The sequence below is a fragment of the Pseudomonas sp. 15C genome, assembly GCF_055484735.1.
Genome location: NZ_JBUDGD010000012.1, coordinates 24,846 through 40,793 on the forward strand (window position 1 = coordinate 24,846; position 15,948 = coordinate 40,793).

Here is a 15,948-nt window from a genome sequence, read left to right on the forward strand (position 1 = left end):
ACCTGATGGCGTTAGCCAGCATCAGCGGCGAGCCAATCGGGGGCCGAGGGCCGGGAAACTGACGAAGGAAACTGGCTTGAATCAGGCCAGTCACGCAGTGCCTGGCGGTATTCCAGCAACTGCAGATACTGAGCGGGCTTGAGCGTTGTCCCACGCCCCAGCGCCTGCTCGTCGCGATGCCGCGCCACCCACCATTCCGTAGCCGACAGGCTGGACTGACGCCAGGTGCGTGCTGCTGTCAAAGGCTCTTGCTCCTCGACGACAGTTACAGGAATGACGACAGGGTTGCCCGTGACTGGTAACGGCTCGACCTCGTGGCGCAATTCACTGACGGGTGCGCCGATCTCAACGTGCATGCCCTCCGGCACCCGCACCATCGCCTCGACAAAAGCCGGTGCATACAGTTGAGTGATTGCGTACTCACCGGTATCGATCAGCTCGACCGCGACACCGTTTTCCAGCCGTGCATAACGGGCCATTACTCGTACTCCCAGATTTCACAGAAGGCATTACCGCCGACACCGCTAAGAACAGAGGCGGACGCACTGGTCGAACAAGAACCACTGCCACCCGAGCCTCGATTCCCTGAAGTGCCGGGGCCACTAAGGCCCATCAACGGGCCGCCGCCATCAAACGGACTCGCCCCACCGCCGCCGGCCAATACGCCCCAATTGGCGTTGTACATGGCATAACCACCGCCAATTCCACGTGCGTTAGCCAGGTTTCCACCCGTCACGGCTTGCCCTCCGGCGCCACCCTGGACGAAGCCGACTGCCGTGGCTGTCACGGGGAATGTCAGGATTTGCCCGCCCATGCCTCCCGCTGCGCTCATGTAGCTGCCAAAAGAAGCACCACCACCGGCCTGCCCCATCGCGTTACGTGAAGCGCCACCTGCTCCCAGTGAAACCGGTACGCCGGCCATCATTTCCGCGCTCACGTCATACAAACTCTCGCTATAGGCGCCACCGCCACCGCCACCGCCGATACTGTGATAACCCGCTACCACCGGTGCACAGCCGCCGCCCGAACCACCGGCACCTACCAGACGCACACGAATGCGCCTGGCCCTTGGGTTAGGCTTGTAAACCGTGATCCCAACCGTCTCGATCTGCCGGACTGCCAGCAACCGCCCCACCGCATCGGTGATGCCATAACCAGCCAACGTGGTTGGGGTATTTTTCAGTCTGGTGAAATCAACAAGGGCGCCGATGGCTGTGGCCAGTTGATCGGTTTTGGCTTCATCCGGCGTCAATCCGGCAGCCTTGATCGCGTTGAGAATTTCCTGCGTGACGCTGTTGCCCCACGCTGCGGGAATCAACGATCCCGGTGTTCCGGCGAGCGGGTTTTCATCGACGAAGCCGCCGTCGACGAGGCCCACGCCGGGAATAGTTCTTGGATAGTCCACGTCAGAACCTTTTTTCAGTTTTACAGGCAGCCGAATGCCGGCAGCACAAGGCCGCCTGTCAGTATTTCAGTGAGTAAGTCGCGTATTAAACGGTCGGCGAATTCACGAATCTGGCCGGTGCGGTCGGCCACTCAATGACCGATGGATAATCCGCTTGCAGCTCGATACGCGCCAGGTTCAGGGCGTAGCGTTTCCAGGCTTGCAGCGAAGCCGACTGCTCTGCGGTGGCCTCACCCACGTCATAGGCATATTGCAATGGTGCGACGCGAATGATCACCTCACGCAGACGGTTGTCGCGTTCACTATCGGCTTGCGCTGCCAAGCCTGCACGCTCGGCTTCGATGTCCAGTACCCAGTCGTCATCCTTCCAGAAGTAGTAGCTGTTTGGCCGTCCCTTGACCGTCAGATAATCAGGCAGCGGGCCCAGTTCGCTCCAGTAGACATAGTTGCCATTGTCCTTGCGATAGACGAACCGGTTGCGCAGGTCGATCAATTGCGAGGCCTGTGCATTACGCCAAACCCAGACATAACCGACCTCGGGAGTCGGCAACAGCTCCGTCAGCACAATCACATTACCGGGTATCTGAACGCCGATGCCCGGCGTCACTGGCAAGTCGATCGGGCCGGTGAGGATCTGGTTGGTTTCGTCTACTACGTAGTAGTAATCCATTGTTGAACTCCTTTGCTGATGAAAGAAGCCGCAAGCGGGCCTCAAATAATTTTTATCCGGCCTGGATAAGCCGTGTTGCGCGGACGGGTTTCAATTCCACCGGTGTTTTCGGTGAAGCCGAGACTGATGTTGGCTTGGTTGAACAAGGCATCAGGTGCCGCGTTCTGTGCCGACACCAGCGGTACGCCCAGCAAGTCGCTTTTGAGTTCATGGCGATGGGAGCGGAACATGTCTACCTGCCAACTGCCGATCGAACGACCGGCATCCACGCCTCGACCCTCGTCGCTCAATCGAATGAACTCACCGCGACCTTCCGGCCCGCGAAAGGTCAACGTGCCGTCGCCACTGGTCCAGCCTCCTTCGGCCCCGACTCTTGCGGCCTCGGCGGTCAGCGCGCCGGACTGCTGCGCGTGATCCCACAACCATGGCCAGTCGCTGCGACTGAACACCGCCCCGTTAAGCGGACCGTATCCGCCGGGGTTGAGCAGCGTAGTTGTCTCGAATACAGCCCGGCCCAATGGCGTGCCGTCGAACCGTCCGATCGGCCACCAGTTGCCCGCGCCGTCACTGCGCAGATGCCACCAGTCCCCCGAACCCATCAGCACGAAAAACGGATAGCCGGCAGCGACCAGATGGGTATGAAATCTGATTCTGTCGGTGCCCGAAGCTCGCACCACCAGGCGCGACGTCGAGTTGTCGACCCGACGCACAATGGCGTCACGGACCCCCAACGCGCGGTCCGATGGCGGCAGGCTGATGGTGGTCGCACCACTGCCCGCATTGACCAGTACCAGACCGAGCTCATTTGCCGCCAACGCGTGGGAGTCCGACACACTGATCACTGACGTGCCCATCGGACTGGCCAATGCCAAGAGGGCCTGCAAGGCTTTGAGCAACTGCCGATTGTCCCCTTCGGCAGGCGTCAGTCCCGCACCGGTGACAACGTTGAGCAGCTCCTCCGTGACCGCATTGCCCCAAACGGCGGGAATAAGTGAACCCGGCGTGCCCGCCACCGGGTTCTCATCAACGAAACGACCATCGACCAGGCCGACGCTGGGGACGCTTTTTGGATAGTCCATGGATTACTGGTTCTCTGGTAAATGACAAATGAACCGCGCCGGGCCGGTCGCCATGGCGGCCTGTGCGAAATAAAAAAAGCCCACGTTGAAGTGGGCTCGGTTGACGCAGAACTGAGTCGTGGGTCTAGCCGGAAACCCCGCTGACAAGGTCACGAATCGCCACCAAGGCATCATCGGCAGCGCTGCGCGCCAGATCGATCTTGCCCTTGCTCGCCTGTGCACGGATCTGCGCCTTGGCCTTCAGGCGCAAGGTGCGCAGGCTCAGCAAGTGGTCGGTGAGTTGATCGGCCTTGGCGAGAATCTGCTCCGCTGCCTGCTTGGCGGTGCGGCCCTTGACGACCCAGGCTGCGACCGACAACGGGACTTCCTTCTTCGGGTAGCCGGCATCCTGATAGGCCTGCGCGTCGGCGGCGGCCTGGGCGTATTCCATGGCCTTGAGCGGGTCGCCGGCCAGTGTGGCGCGGGTGTTGTCGGCGGCGGTGTCGACTTTCGCGCAAAGCCGCTCGACTTCTTGCGAATCCAGCACGACCTGTTTTTCCGCGTTCAATACCCACTTCTCGCCGTCCCAGTCATGGGCTGCCGAAGGTTGAGGCAGACGCATCTCGCCGTCGAACTGATGAAGTTCCTGAATAACGATCATCGAATAAGCTCCCAGGACAGTTGCACGTTCACCGCGTCGGCGAAGTTGACCGCGATGCCGACACTGTAATCGGTGATTGGATGCGCCTTGATGCCCATGCTCAGCAACAGCTCATCGCTGTCGGCGTTTGATTGGCCGAGGTTGTGTTCTGCCTGATAGCACTGCCAGAGCGAGCGAAGATTGGCATGGTCGAAACTGGCGACCAGCGTGGAAACCGTAACGTCATTAACGGTGTTATTGGTGAACAACACGCAAGGGGAGACGGTCGCCGGGCTCCAGCCAAGGGCATTATTCGAGACGCCAGTACTGACGGGCGACAGATAGCTGTAATTGCCCCCGGCCCATCCGGTTGATGGAAAAGCCACAGTCGTCACTGCCGTCGAGGACGGTGTCGGGTTACCCGCCACAAGGCGTGCCGAACGCGCATGAGGGTCCAGCGGCAGAAAAATTGCCCCGGTGCCGTTAACCGTTTGCGTCCAGGTCAAACGGGCGCGGTTGTAGATCGTGCGCACCGTCGGCACGGAGCCGGGCGCCCCGGTGATGACCCAGGCCAGGCACATGTCCAGTGCCGTTGACTGAAACCCGCCACCCGCTGCGGCGTTAGCCGTACCTTTCAACGACTCCGGGACAACGTCATGAATGTTGCCGCGCTGCACGTAAAAGGTCAGCGCACCACCCACGGCTTGTGCACGTAAAAAATAATGACTGTTGGGCAACAGATCGACGCTGCTCCAGGCGGATGTCACGAACGTACGCGAACGTCCCAACTGGCCGCTGACGATTTCCTGACCCAGGCTGATAAACGTACCTGCGGCAATCGAAACCCTGCCACCGCTGGTAGACGCTGCGGCCGGGCTGACGACCAGTCGGCCATCGGCGCTGGCCACGGTCGGCAGCGGCAAAGCCACCAACGGCAACGCCAGATCCTGATTCCAGCCCTTGGCCGTCACCGACTGAATCGCCTGCAACAACTGATCGTATTTCTTCTCGTCCGGCGTAATCCCGGCCGCATTGATCACGTTGAGAATTTCCAGCGTGACCCCATTACCCCAATCTGCCGGAATCAACGAGCCCGGTGTCCCCATCAAAGGGTTTTCATCGACAAACTTGCCATTCACCAGACCGGCGCTCGGCACACTGTTCGGATAATCCATCTCTCATTCCTTCCTAGTCATAATTGATGTGCACCTTGGTATGCGCCGGCGCGCTGCGGTGGATCAGGCATTCAAGCGCCGAGCCCGGGTTGACGCCGAAGCGCTCGCCCCAGTAGCTCGCGCCGTAACGCCGGCCGAGCAGCAGGCGGCCGCCGGTGTTGAGCGTCCACATGAATTGCGCTTCCCAGGTGCCCCAATGGGCCGAGCCGAACCGGGCACGGCCCATGCGCGGGGCTTCGTGTTCGGTGATGGTGGCGTTGGGGTAGCCCTGGCTTTTGGCGATGTCGAGGTAGTAGCCGACAGCCTGGCTGCCGACCGCGAGCAAGCGGCGGCGTACGGCGAGGCGACGGTCGTCGAACAGCGGCGTGGCGCCCAGGCACGGATCGGGCAGGTTCATCACCTGTTCCCAGTCCGGCACCAGTTCGCTGACGCCGGCCGGGTCCATCTCGTTGAGCAGGTCAGCGGCGCGCGCATCGAGGCGCGCCAGTTCGACGGCGACGCCTTGCAGCACGTCTTCGAGCTCCGGCACACGTTCCGGGTCCCACGCCGGGCCGCTGGGCAGCAAGGCGCGCAGTTGCGCCTGATATTGCGCGGCGGTTCTTATGCCCCCCATACGCAGCCCCCAAACGTCAGCAGCTCGCTGTCCTTGGCGGTGACGTTGGCGACCGGCGCGCTGAGCACGTGATCGGTTTCACCGGCAGCGCTGCTGATGGCTTCGCGAATGTGGCTGATCAGCAGGTCCTCGCCGAGGTCGGCCTCGCGGTTGTGCAGATCGCGCAACTGGGTTTCGACCGCCGCGCGTACGGCGCTGGTGTCCGGCGTGAGCTTCAGGCGGTAGGTCACCGGCACCTGAATCGGCGCACGCACATGCACTTCGGCGGTCACTGGGCGCAACGGCTCGATGTACGCCTGCACCTGCGCCAGTTGCTCGTCGTTGGGCACCGGTTGTGGATCGTCGTCACGCATGATGTACACACCGACGGTGCCGGGGCCGAGAAAGCCGCCTCGGCACCAGGCCCGGGTCACGCCGGGCACTTCCAGCGCCCAGGTTTCGTAATCGTCGGCCGAGCCGCCGTGGGGAATGATCCGGTACGAGCGAATCACCCGCGAACGCAGCGATTCGAGACTTTCCCGCGCGACGCCGCCGCTGAGACCCGGCGCCAGGACGACGAAGCTGTTGCCGACCACGCCGGCAATCGGCTGCACCGGCGTCAGCGCCAGCCCGGCGTCGGCATTGCCAAGGCTGCCGGCCTCCAGCGCTGCAATCGTCGTCGTGTTGCTGCCATTGATTGCAGTGCGTGCGCTGGTGACTTTGTAGGTGCGGCCATCGCTCGATTGCAGCAGCGTGTCGACGTCCAGCAGCGCGCCGGCCGTGGCGCTGAAACTGACGCTGCCGCTGGCGACTTGCGCGGGTTTGCGCGGCTGGTTCAAACGCAGTGCGGCGATGCGCTCCAGAGTCGACTCATCGGCGGTGTCCGGCAGGATCTGTTCGGCGATCCAGTCGAGGTAACCATACAGGCCATAAGCGGCGCCGCTGAGGGTGCGGGCCAGCACTTGCGCATCGGACTGGCGCAGCGAATCGCCGGCCAGGTCGCTTTGGGTGCGCTTGATCAGCACCGGCAGCGAAGGGGTTTCAAACGGCATAGATCACCTGCCAACTGTTATCGGGGTTGATGTCCAGACGTTCGCCGTCAGCCAGGGTCAGGACCGTGCGCAGGTTCAGGCGCTGGGCGTCGAGGCGTTCACTGAGGATGTCGATGACGCTGCAGTGGCCGTCGTCGATCAGCCATTGCAAGGCCTCGCGGGCATAGAATTCAGCGTCCATCTGGGTCTGTCGGGTCAGCTTGACCCGGCGCAGCAGCCACAACCGTGAACCGATGCGATCGTCGGCGACGGTGGGAAAGCTGTCGCCCCACCAGCCGAAACGTTCTTCGTCGTCGAGGGCGTCGTCATCGGCGGCGCGGCGCCAGGTGAACAGGCTGATCAGCACCGCGCGGGTCAGCGCGGCGTGCAGGTTCGGGCTGATGAGCATCACTTGCCTCCTGCCGGCACGCCGGTCTGACCGTTGCCGGCCTGAACGCCGAGGTGCACATGGTTGATCTGGCTGACGCCGCCGGCGAGCTGGTCGCCAGTGGAAACGATCTTGCCGGTCTGGTTGATGACGGGCGTATCGAAGTTCACCGCGCTGCTGGCGCGGATGTTCAGCGTGGCGGTTTCAATGTCGATGATCCGCCCGCGCTTGAAATGAATCCGGTCGCCCTCATCGGTGTAGATCGCCACTTCACCGGCGGCGAGCGATTGCAGGCGATAGCGGCGGTCGGCGATGACCAGGGCGATCGCATGGGAACGGTCACCGCCAATGAAAGTGACGACTCCTTCGGCGCCAGCCAGTGGATGGCTGGTGAAACCGTAGGGTTCGAAGTGTTCGAGGTCGTCGTTCACTTCGCCGGCGGTGAGGCGCATTTGCAGCGATTGCAGCTTGGAGGCCGAATTGGCGAGCACGACAGTGCCGCGCGCCAGCAGGCGTGTCAGTAGGCTCATGGGGGTGTCCTGAAGAGTTTGTCGACACGGATCCTGTGGGAGCGGGCTTGCCCGCGATGGCGGCGTGTCAGGCAAAGAAATGTTTGCAGTAACCACCGATATCGCGGGCAAGCCCGCTCCCACAGGGGCGGGTGGTGTCAGCCGGATTCGGTGTCAGGTCTGGGATTTTTTCGCTGGCGTTGGATCAGCATCGAAGGTATGCGGCGGTGCCACCTGCAAGGTGGTCACCGAGCCCTGCGCCGACAGCGAATAGGTGACTTTGGAAATCAGCATGTCGCCGTCGAACCCCAGTACCGGATCTTTCACCCGCACCAACGTGTTGTGCCGCCACAGATCGCCGTTGGCCTGACGCCAGCCCTGCACCTGATAGGTAGTGGTTTGCGCCCGGCCCATGCGGGTGGCGCTTTCCCATTGGGCACGCTGCTGCGCCAACTCAAAGGTCAGTTGCGTGCCTTCATTGATCACCGTGGTGCGCCGTCGTTTGAAGGTCAGGTCGGCGGCCGTCGATTCGACTTCGCTGACCGCCGCCCCGCTCTGCTTGTCCGAGCCTTTTTGCTGGCCGATCACCCGGTATTCGGAGAACACCTGGCTGTAATCCATCGGTGCATTGGCGGACAGAATGTTTTTACCCAGCTCGAGCACATCACTGGCCCGACCGCCGCTGCCGGGCTTGGCCAGCACCAGCCGGCCCTGCTCGTCATCGGTGGAAAACACCCGCAGCAGCGAGAGCAGCCGATCGATCGACTGAAACGCCGTTTCCCCCGGCACGATCGTGTGCTTGGCCAGCCGCGCGGTTTCGGGGATTTCATTAACCACCAACAACCCATATTCCCTGGCCAGATCCTGAACGATGTTCAGCAATGGCTGTTGCTGCCATTGGCTGGGCAGGTTGCGGGCGGCACAATCGACCAGATCCTGGGTTTTCGAGCTGCCTTCGATGGTCAGGCTGATCTGCCGGCCGTCATAGCGGATCGGCGCCTTGAACACGTAACCGGTCAGCACCAGATCCTGGCCGATTTTCACTTCGCACGGGTCACCCGGTTTGATCCGCTGATCCACCGTCTGCCCCGGCCACTGCCAGGTGATGTCGAGTTTGAAGGTGCGGAACTGGCGCTCCAGATCAGCGCTGATTTCCACGCTTTTCCAGCCGCCGTATTCCATGTTGTTGACGGTCAGCGTGACAGTGTTGTCCATCTCGCTCATGGCTTACTCCCTGGAGACTTTGACGTCGTTGGGGGCAAAGCCCGGATGGTTCATGGCGTTGCTCTGCGTCACTTCAGTCACCCGCGTGGCATCGGCAAATTGCTGATAAGCCACCACCAGCGCGGGCAAGCTTTCCTGAAACGATTTGCTGACCTGTCGCACACCGGAAGACGCCACGGCCTTGAGGTGCGCAATCAACGCTTCCTTCACGTCATTGATGGCCTGGTGGTGTTTGGGATCGGCCTTGTCGAGCATCGGGTCAATCGCCGCTCCGACCGCCTTCTGCAGCGCTTTCATTTCCTCGGTCACCGGCACTTCCTGACGGGTCACCGGCTGATCCGCCTGATGCGCCACCGAAGGGGTCGAAAGCAGTTTTACCGCAGGGCTGGCGACCGGCATCGACGCGACCCATTGCGCCACTTTCACCAGCAGCGTGTCCTGCACCAGATCGGCCATGGCTTGCGCCGCCGCGTTGGTGTCCTTGCCGGTGGTGATCTTTGGCGCATCGGCCTTGCGAATGGCTTCGAGTTGTTGCGACACGTCGGCAATCACGCCACGGTAGCCCTCCTTCGCGAATGCCTTCAGCTCCTTGATATCGCCAAGCAAGCCTTTGAACTCTGCCGCCACTTCCTTGGGCAACTCCTTCACGGCCTTGACCAGTTCGGTGATCTGTCGGTACTGCTCGATCAGCGGTTTGAGCTGTTCCTTGATCACCTCATAAACTCCGGTGAGGCTGTTGCGCAGATTGGCGATGCCGATCCGCGCAGCCTTGATCAGCGTCATCGCCTGTTCAAAGCGCGCCACGGCCGAACCCAGCAAGGTGTCGGCCTTGGTCAAGAGGACTTTCTGGGTACTGACCGTCGCGGTCGGAAACGGCAATGGTTTATCGGGATAGAACTTCAGCGCAAAGGTCACCAGCCCGCCGTCCTGGCGGGTGTGGGTCATGTCGCATTCGCCGACCTTGACCTGCAAGCGCCCGAGCCACGGATGCACCAGCTCGCCACTGCCCGCCTCTAATGCCTTGAGCAGCTTGTCGCGCTGCTCCAGGCAATCGGCGCCGACGATGAAGGCGGTGATGTCGTGAATCTTCGCCTGCTGGCCGAGGTCTTCGAAATACGGCAGGTCACGTTGCGGGTATTCGTGCAATTGCCCCTTGCGACCGACCGGGGTTTTCGCCTGGTCGATCCAGAAGCCGACACCGCGAAAGGATGCCGGCAACAAACGGTCACGCCAGTTCATTGAGAACCTCCCATCGACAGCGAGCGATAGCCGATGCGCGACGCCACGGCCAGGCCCGGTTGATTGGTTTGCGGTTGTTCGGTGCGCAACCCTGCCGGCGCATTCTCGAAGCGCACGGTCAGGCCGCCTTCGAGTTGCGTGCGGTTGTTGATTGCGCTTTGTTGGATCAGCGCGCCTGAACCTTGCTGCAACGAGCCGCTTTGCAAGGTGCCGTTGCCGGCAGCCATCGAGCTGGCCCCGAAGAACGCCGGTGCGAGTTCACCCTTGCCTTCGGCGTTGGTCTGGCGTTGCGCCTGGGTCAGCGTTTCAACCTTGCCGGTGACGTTGGCGATCAAGCCGGCAAAGCCACCGTCGAACAACTCCTTGATCGGCGCAATGACGGTTTGCAGCTTTTGCCACAACTCGCCGAACCACTCGGTGACCGGCCCCCAACTCTCGATGATCTGATCCAGAGGTTTCCATTCGAACAGGCCGTGCAGAAAATCCACGACCGGCGCGGACAGCGCCAACACAACACCCCAGATCGCCGAAAAAACCTCACCGATCGGCTGCCAGTACCGGGCAATCTGCTCCAGCGGCGACCACTCGAACAGGCTGGTGAAAAAGCCTTTGACCCGTTGCACCGACGTTTGCAACGCCATCCAGATCGGTTCGAAGAACCCGACAATTCCACCCCAGGCACTGGTGAGCATTTCCATCGGGAAAAAATCGAACAGCGTGCGCAAAATATCGCGGGTGCTTTGTATGGCCGACTGCAGCGCCGTCAATATCGGCTGGAAATACGCAATGACACCTCCCCAGGTGCTGGTAATCATCTGCATCGGCGAGAAGTCGAACAGCGACACGAGGAATTCTTTAGCCGGTTGCGCCACTTTTCGCAGGCCGCTGAACATCGGTTCGAAGAACGTGACGACACCACCCCACGCCTCGGTAATCATCTGCATCGGCGAGAAATCGAACAGGTTTCTGAGAAACGCCATCACCGGCACACTCAAGGCCTCGAGCAATTCCCAGATCGCCGAAAACAGGCTGGTCAGCGGCCCCCAATTTTCGATGATCATGCCGGCCGGGGACCAGGAAAACACCGATTGCAGGAAATCCGTCAGCGGCGCGGTGACGGCTTTGACCTTGTCCCAGACGCCCGCAAAGAACCCGCCGAGCGGTTCCCACAGCGCCGCCAATGTGGCTAGTGGTCGCCAGTCGAGCACCGAGCGCAACGTGGCCATTGCCCTCGCCCCGACGTTTTTGATGCCTTCCCACATCCCGGTAAAGAAAGCACTGATCGGCGTCCAGTTGGCGACAATCAAACCGGCCGCCACGGCAATGCCCATGGCAATCAGCATGATCGGGTTGGTCTTGAGCACCATGCTCATCACGTCGAACACCTGCGTGGCGCCGCTCACTGCGGTTTGCATCGCCGAAAAGGCGATGGCCCCCGCCGCCAGGCCTTCGACCAGTTGCGGATTGTCGGCGAGCAGGCTGCCGACCTGGGTCAGCACCGGTTCCAGACCGACCACCAGCGCCCCAACGGCCGGCACCAGGGCGGCGTCGACCGAGGCCGAGACCTTTTCCATCGAGGCACTGAACACGTTCATGTTCTGCGCAGCGGCTTTCGGCGCGGCGGGCAGCTCAACGGTTTTCGCCGTGTCGCTGACGTCGTTCAATTTGCCCTGAAACGCCGCCGCCGATTTGATCCCTTCCACGAACGGCGTAATCACACTGCCGCCCTTGAACAGACCACTGATGTCCAGTTTGCCAAGGCCAGTCTGTTCGAGATTGTTTTTGAAGCTCTCGACCTTCACGCGCAGGGCGCCGAGTTTGGGCGAGAGTTCATCGATGCCGGTGATCAGCACCGGTTTCGGGGTTTTCTTCTCTTCGTCTGCCATCACTGCACCTGCTGCATCGCATTGATCCGTTGCGCGTGCTCCAGCGATTCGCGGAGCACATCCAGTGGCCTGGCCATCATCTGTTCGGGGTCAACCTTCCAGAACCAGGCCAGGTCATAGGCGACGGCGATCAGGTCGGTGATGGCGCCGACGCCGCACTCATGAAAAAACTCGCAACGGCCCAGCTCAACGCGTTGAGGTCAGCCAGATCCAGCTGGTTGACCGACGACGGCGGAATGCCGGCGCAGACGGCGATGTATTTGGCCGCCACGTCCATGTCGAGGCTGACTTCTTCGCTCTTGTCGATCTTGTACGGCAGCGCCTTGATCGCTCGCACTTCCTGCACCGTCGGGCGGCGCAGGACGAGTTCGGTCAGGGGCTCGCCGTGAGCTTCGATCGCAACCTGAAGCTTCACGGCGCCGCTCATTGCCAGGTCCCCTTGATGCCTTCGAATTTCAGTTCGATGGTGGCGTCATCGCCTTTGGAGACCGGCTCTTCGACCAGGTAGGCACCGGCCAGTACGTAGACTTTGCCGTTGCTGAATTCGCAGGTGACGGTGATGTCGGTGCCTTCGATCAGCTTCTTCAGCGGAAAATCGGCGGTGTGCAGCGCAGTCACTTTGAACGACGGCGCGATGTCGGTTTCCTTGTAGAAACCGGGCACGACGGTTTCGCGTTTGACTGCCATCAGCGGGGCTTCGCAGCCGCCGTTGATCGTCAGTTGTGCGCCGTCGACCTTGACGTAGCAGGTGCCTGCAATCAGTTGACCCATGGTGTTACTCCCTTGAATGAAAAAGCCCACGCGAGGTGGGCTGAAAGCGTGGCGAAAATGACCGCGATCAAGCCGCGTCGTCGTATTGCAGGCGGAACTGGTTGAGCAGTGCGAACACGCGCAGACCGTTGATGTAATCCGGCGGGAACAGCACGTTCACGCGGCTCGGGTCCTGCACGTCACGCTCGACGATCAGGTGCTCGGCGAACAGTTCGGCGTTCTCCACGTGGCCTTCCAGCTCGAGCTTGGCGTACTGCGCAATCAGCTCGCCGCGAATGGTCGCCGGGGTGACGATCGGCTGGCCGGCGCCGAAACGGGTGCCGTCGGAGGCCAGTTTGTGCCGCCCGTATTTGCTGGTGATCACGCTTTGCAGACGGCGCACGATGAACGCCGACTGGTGCATGGTTTCGCTGTCCAGATAAGAGTTGTCGGCCTGGCCATAAGCGTTTTTCTGATAGGTGGTGATCGAGCGCTGGATGCGCACGTAACCGCCTTCGTAGTACGCGGTGGCGATGCCGTAGTTGAGCAGCGACTGCCGCTCGGTCAGTGTGAAACGCTCGCTGGCCGGCGCCGGATCGACACCCGGCAGGCTGCCGCTTTGCGTCGGACGGCTGGCGTCCGCCGAGATGAACACGGCGGTGCGCGCAGCCAGTGCCGCCGCTTGTACCCAGAACGGTTGCGGAACGCCCGGCTCCAGCGCCTGAATGGTCATGTGCTGGTCGTTGCGCGCCTGGCCTGCGGCGACCAGAGTGCCGACGGTGCCGCGCTTGGCGCTGTAGACATGACCGAACAGTTGCTTGGCCCACGACCAGCGACCGGTGCTGTCATCCATGACTGCTTGCCAGGTGTTGAGGGTCGACAGATCGGACCACGGCAGTGCGATGAACTCGAAGGGCTCGTCGCCCAGTGCCGCCACCGCAGCCACTTGATCCGGCACACCGGCGCCGCCGGTCATGGCGGTGATCGCAGTGGTCAGGCCGGCCGGGGTTTCTTCGCCGTTGCTCTTGCCCAGGCGATTGAATTGCAGGCTGATGTCGTTGCCGCTGTCGCCCGTCCATTTGGCGCTCAGGGTGACCACGCCTTCAGCGGCAGCAGCGCTGACCGGCAGATCGGCCGTGGCGTTGATTTTCTGCGCCAGGGCGGTGGCCGCTTGCGCCGCGGTGGCACCGTTGACCACGGTGGCCTGCACCCGCACGCCGCCGACATACAGGTTGAGCACTCCGGCCTGAGTAGCGGTACCGGTCAGGGTTAGCACGCCTTTGGCGATCGCGCCTTCAGCGTTGTGCAGCGGCAGGCACCAGATCTCACCGATCGGGTCGGCCTTGCGGAAAGTCTCGTACATCGAGGCGAGCATCGAGCCCTGACCACCGATGCTTTTTGCCAGCGCCACGCTGGACACCAGCACCAGCTTGCCGACTTCGCTCGGGGCGATGTTGTCATTGACCTGCGCAACAATGAGACGACGCATGGCCGAGGTTGCACTGTTGGCAGCCGAATTGTCCATTTCGGCATAGAACAGCGGTACACGAATGTCCGCCGGGATGTTGCTGAATCCGATCGCCATTATTTGGCTCCCTTTGGTTTGGCTGTTGCGGTTTTGAGGGTGATGTCGCCGTCAGCCAGACGGCGGCGCCACCAGGCGCTGTCCGGCACTTCACGGCCTTCAGGCGGCAGCAGGTCGCCGGCCTCCGGGTCAGGTACGACGCGGCCGGCGGCCGGCAGCACGGTGATGCGGTTGCTCATGGGGTTACGTCTCCAGAGAAAGTCATTTCCACGCGCCCATCGGGGCCCGGGCGTTGCAGGTTGGGGTCGGCCGGATCGATCGCATCGACCCGCACGGTGGCCCCGGTAAAGGACGACAAACCGTCCAGTTCGCGTTCATGCCAACTCTCCGCAGGCTGACTTGGCAGATTGCGGCCGAGCTGGAACTCGGCAAAAAAGCGCAGCCGATAAAACGCGCGGCTGCTGTTGAGCGAGACCAGTTCGCCGCCGTCATAAACGATGGCGCTGTAGTCGGAATCCACTTTGAAACCCACCAGTGCGCGCCACACTTCGGCGCGCAGCTCATGCAACAGATCCAGCGCTTTTGTCGCGTCGCTGGCGTCAAGCACGAGGACGATTTCGAAGCGGTCGCGGATCGGTTGGCTGGTGAGGTTTTGGGCGGTGCTGTTGCTGGCCAGATCGGCCAGTGCTGTGATGCTCGCGCACGGAAGTTGTAGCGTCGCATCGGCTTGCAGTGCAGCGACGTCAATGCCCACTGCGATTCGATTGCCCAGCGTTGGGCACTGAGCACGCAGTTGCGTGACCAGAGGGGTCATTTTCATGAAGAGCTACCGAGTGGGGCCGTCACAGGTCAGCGCCTGCACTCAACCCGGATTAACGATGTGCCTCAGCCGTTGGCTGTCGGTCAGAGTTTCGTTAGAACCATCTGCCGATGGCGAAGCAGTCAAAAGAGACCATTTGCTCGTCGTTCTGTGCGAACTGCCCGAGGCTGAATGCACAGATACTGGCGAAGCCGAGCCCCCGGCTATAGGCGCCGACGCTGGTCACCTGTCTTGACACACCGAGTACGCCAACCAGGTTCCCAATCACAAATCCCGGCGCTGCGAATGGCATTGGATAGATCCAGTTGAAGCCCATGTTGGACGGGTTGTTGAACGGGATGCCACCTCGACCGTAGAGCGTGCAGATCAGCGTGCCGTCGGCAAACTTGACGTACTCACCATTGGCATTGGCGCCACGTTCAATGACGGCGCCGGTTGGAACGCCCTTGTCCTGGCCGACCGTTCCGACCAACGCGGCAACGGCGGCACTGCCCAGTCCGAGGCCCGCCCGAGCGGTTGCCGGGGAGTTTCCACCCGTGCCACCTCGTACTACCGGTACAACAGTGTCCGTTGCCACAGCACCGAGTCCGAGCGCCAGGCGTGCCGAGGCGACATCCGTTGTGCCGGTTCCGCCATTTCGCACCGGCAGGACATCGAAAGCACTAGCGTCCCCCAGTGCTGCCAGCTTCGGGCCGTACTGAACGTTGAGGTTGTTGAATGCATCGGCCAGTGCCTTGGGATAGCCCTGCACGGGCATGATCGAATAGGCCGCAGCGTTGGCCGTCGTCCCTTGGTAAGCCGGGATGATCGACAACATCGTCGGGCTGGCGATATTGCTCACTTCATATTGTCGTCCATCAGGTCCGACGAAGGCGTCGCCCACCCGAACGTTAGTCACGAAATCAACGTTAACGCCAATAACCGCGGGCGAATTATTGGTGACATTGACCGTACCTGTTCTAAGCCATGGCATGGTTAAGTCCTTTTTTCGAAAAAAAAACCGCACTCGGCGGTATACGGGACTACGGAGCGTTGA

The 15,948-nt window shown here is 61.7% G+C and carries 18 protein-coding genes and 1 pseudogene; all 19 read right to left on the reverse strand.

The annotated features are described in order from the left end of the window. Positions 1-11: 11 nt before the first annotated feature. A complete protein-coding gene (locus tag ACYYKW_RS09045; RefSeq protein ID WP_464989948.1) occupies positions 12-479 on the reverse strand; it encodes a phage tail assembly chaperone in 468 nt (155 codons plus the stop codon). Continuing rightward, positions 479-1,405: a glycine-rich domain-containing protein gene (locus ACYYKW_RS09050; RefSeq protein ID WP_093104132.1), complete on the reverse strand. Its 927-nt coding sequence runs from the start codon at positions 1,403-1,405 to the stop codon at positions 479-481. The genes ACYYKW_RS09045 and ACYYKW_RS09050 overlap by 1 nt, the downstream gene beginning before the upstream one ends. Before the next feature lie 85 nt (positions 1,406-1,490). Beyond that, positions 1,491-2,075: a tail fiber assembly protein gene (locus tag ACYYKW_RS09055; RefSeq protein ID WP_093104135.1), complete on the reverse strand. Its 585-nt coding sequence runs from the start codon at positions 2,073-2,075 to the stop codon at positions 1,491-1,493. Positions 2,076-2,116: 41 nt separating this feature from the next. Further along, the gene (locus ACYYKW_RS09060) at positions 2,117-3,154 is read right to left on the reverse strand and encodes a phage tail protein (RefSeq protein WP_464989949.1); all 1,038 of its coding nucleotides are present in this window, start codon (positions 3,152-3,154) and stop codon (positions 2,117-2,119) included. A gap of 124 nt (positions 3,155-3,278) precedes the next feature. Next, positions 3,279-3,794, reverse strand: coding sequence for a phage tail protein (locus ACYYKW_RS09065; protein WP_464989950.1), 516 nt, complete (start codon positions 3,792-3,794; stop codon positions 3,279-3,281). Further along, on the reverse strand, positions 3,791-4,948 hold the full coding sequence (locus ACYYKW_RS09070) for a phage tail protein (RefSeq protein ID WP_464989951.1): 1,158 nt from the start codon (positions 4,946-4,948) through the stop codon (positions 3,791-3,793). Before ACYYKW_RS09070 ends, ACYYKW_RS09065 begins: the two co-directional genes overlap by 4 nt. A gap of 13 nt (positions 4,949-4,961) precedes the next feature. Continuing rightward, on the reverse strand, positions 4,962-5,561 hold the full coding sequence (locus ACYYKW_RS09075) for a YmfQ family protein (RefSeq protein WP_464989952.1): 600 nt from the start codon (positions 5,559-5,561) through the stop codon (positions 4,962-4,964). Further along, a complete protein-coding gene (locus ACYYKW_RS09080) occupies positions 5,549-6,592 on the reverse strand; it encodes a baseplate J/gp47 family protein (protein ID WP_093104148.1) in 1,044 nt (347 codons plus the stop codon). Before ACYYKW_RS09080 ends, ACYYKW_RS09075 begins: the two co-directional genes overlap by 13 nt. Continuing rightward, entirely contained in the window at positions 6,582-6,980 is a 399-nt protein-coding gene (locus ACYYKW_RS09085) for a phage GP46 family protein (protein ID WP_464989953.1), read from the reverse strand. The genes ACYYKW_RS09080 and ACYYKW_RS09085 overlap by 11 nt, the downstream gene beginning before the upstream one ends. Next, complete coding sequence (locus ACYYKW_RS09090) at positions 6,980-7,489, reverse strand: phage baseplate assembly protein V (RefSeq protein ID WP_464989954.1); 510 nt, start codon at positions 7,487-7,489, stop codon at positions 6,980-6,982. Before ACYYKW_RS09090 ends, ACYYKW_RS09085 begins: the two co-directional genes overlap by 1 nt. A gap of 153 nt (positions 7,490-7,642) precedes the next feature. Continuing rightward, on the reverse strand, positions 7,643-8,692 hold the full coding sequence (locus tag ACYYKW_RS09095) for a phage baseplate assembly protein (protein ID WP_464989955.1): 1,050 nt from the start codon (positions 8,690-8,692) through the stop codon (positions 7,643-7,645). A 3-nt stretch (positions 8,693-8,695) separates the two neighbouring features. Continuing rightward, the gene (locus ACYYKW_RS09100; RefSeq protein ID WP_464989956.1) at positions 8,696-9,931 is read right to left on the reverse strand and encodes a DNA circularization protein; all 1,236 of its coding nucleotides are present in this window, start codon (positions 9,929-9,931) and stop codon (positions 8,696-8,698) included. Beyond that, positions 9,918-11,817, reverse strand: a pseudogene (locus tag ACYYKW_RS09105) (phage tail tape measure protein). Before ACYYKW_RS09105 ends, ACYYKW_RS09100 begins: the two are co-directional and overlap by 14 nt. A 130-nt stretch (positions 11,818-11,947) precedes the next feature. Further along, positions 11,948-12,244 carry a phage tail assembly protein gene (locus ACYYKW_RS09110; RefSeq protein ID WP_007908778.1) on the reverse strand — a complete coding sequence of 99 codons (297 nt, stop codon included), beginning with the start codon at positions 12,242-12,244 and terminating at the stop codon, positions 11,948-11,950. Continuing rightward, positions 12,241-12,588: a phage tail tube protein gene (locus ACYYKW_RS09115; protein WP_007908779.1), complete on the reverse strand. Its 348-nt coding sequence runs from the start codon at positions 12,586-12,588 to the stop codon at positions 12,241-12,243. Before ACYYKW_RS09115 ends, ACYYKW_RS09110 begins: the two co-directional genes overlap by 4 nt. A 67-nt stretch (positions 12,589-12,655) precedes the next feature. Continuing rightward, the gene (locus ACYYKW_RS09120; protein ID WP_206416086.1) at positions 12,656-14,152 is read right to left on the reverse strand and encodes a phage tail sheath subtilisin-like domain-containing protein; all 1,497 of its coding nucleotides are present in this window, start codon (positions 14,150-14,152) and stop codon (positions 12,656-12,658) included. Then, positions 14,152-14,331, reverse strand: a complete 180-nt coding sequence (locus ACYYKW_RS09125) for a DUF2635 domain-containing protein (protein ID WP_208938508.1) — start codon at positions 14,329-14,331, stop codon at positions 14,152-14,154. Before ACYYKW_RS09125 ends, ACYYKW_RS09120 begins: the two co-directional genes overlap by 1 nt. After that, complete coding sequence (locus ACYYKW_RS09130) at positions 14,328-14,912, reverse strand: phage tail terminator protein (protein WP_464989957.1); 585 nt, start codon at positions 14,910-14,912, stop codon at positions 14,328-14,330. Before ACYYKW_RS09130 ends, ACYYKW_RS09125 begins: the two co-directional genes overlap by 4 nt. A 94-nt stretch (positions 14,913-15,006) precedes the next feature. Then, a complete protein-coding gene (locus ACYYKW_RS09135; protein WP_093104173.1) occupies positions 15,007-15,885 on the reverse strand; it encodes a hypothetical protein in 879 nt (292 codons plus the stop codon). Positions 15,886-15,948 lie beyond the last annotated feature (63 nt).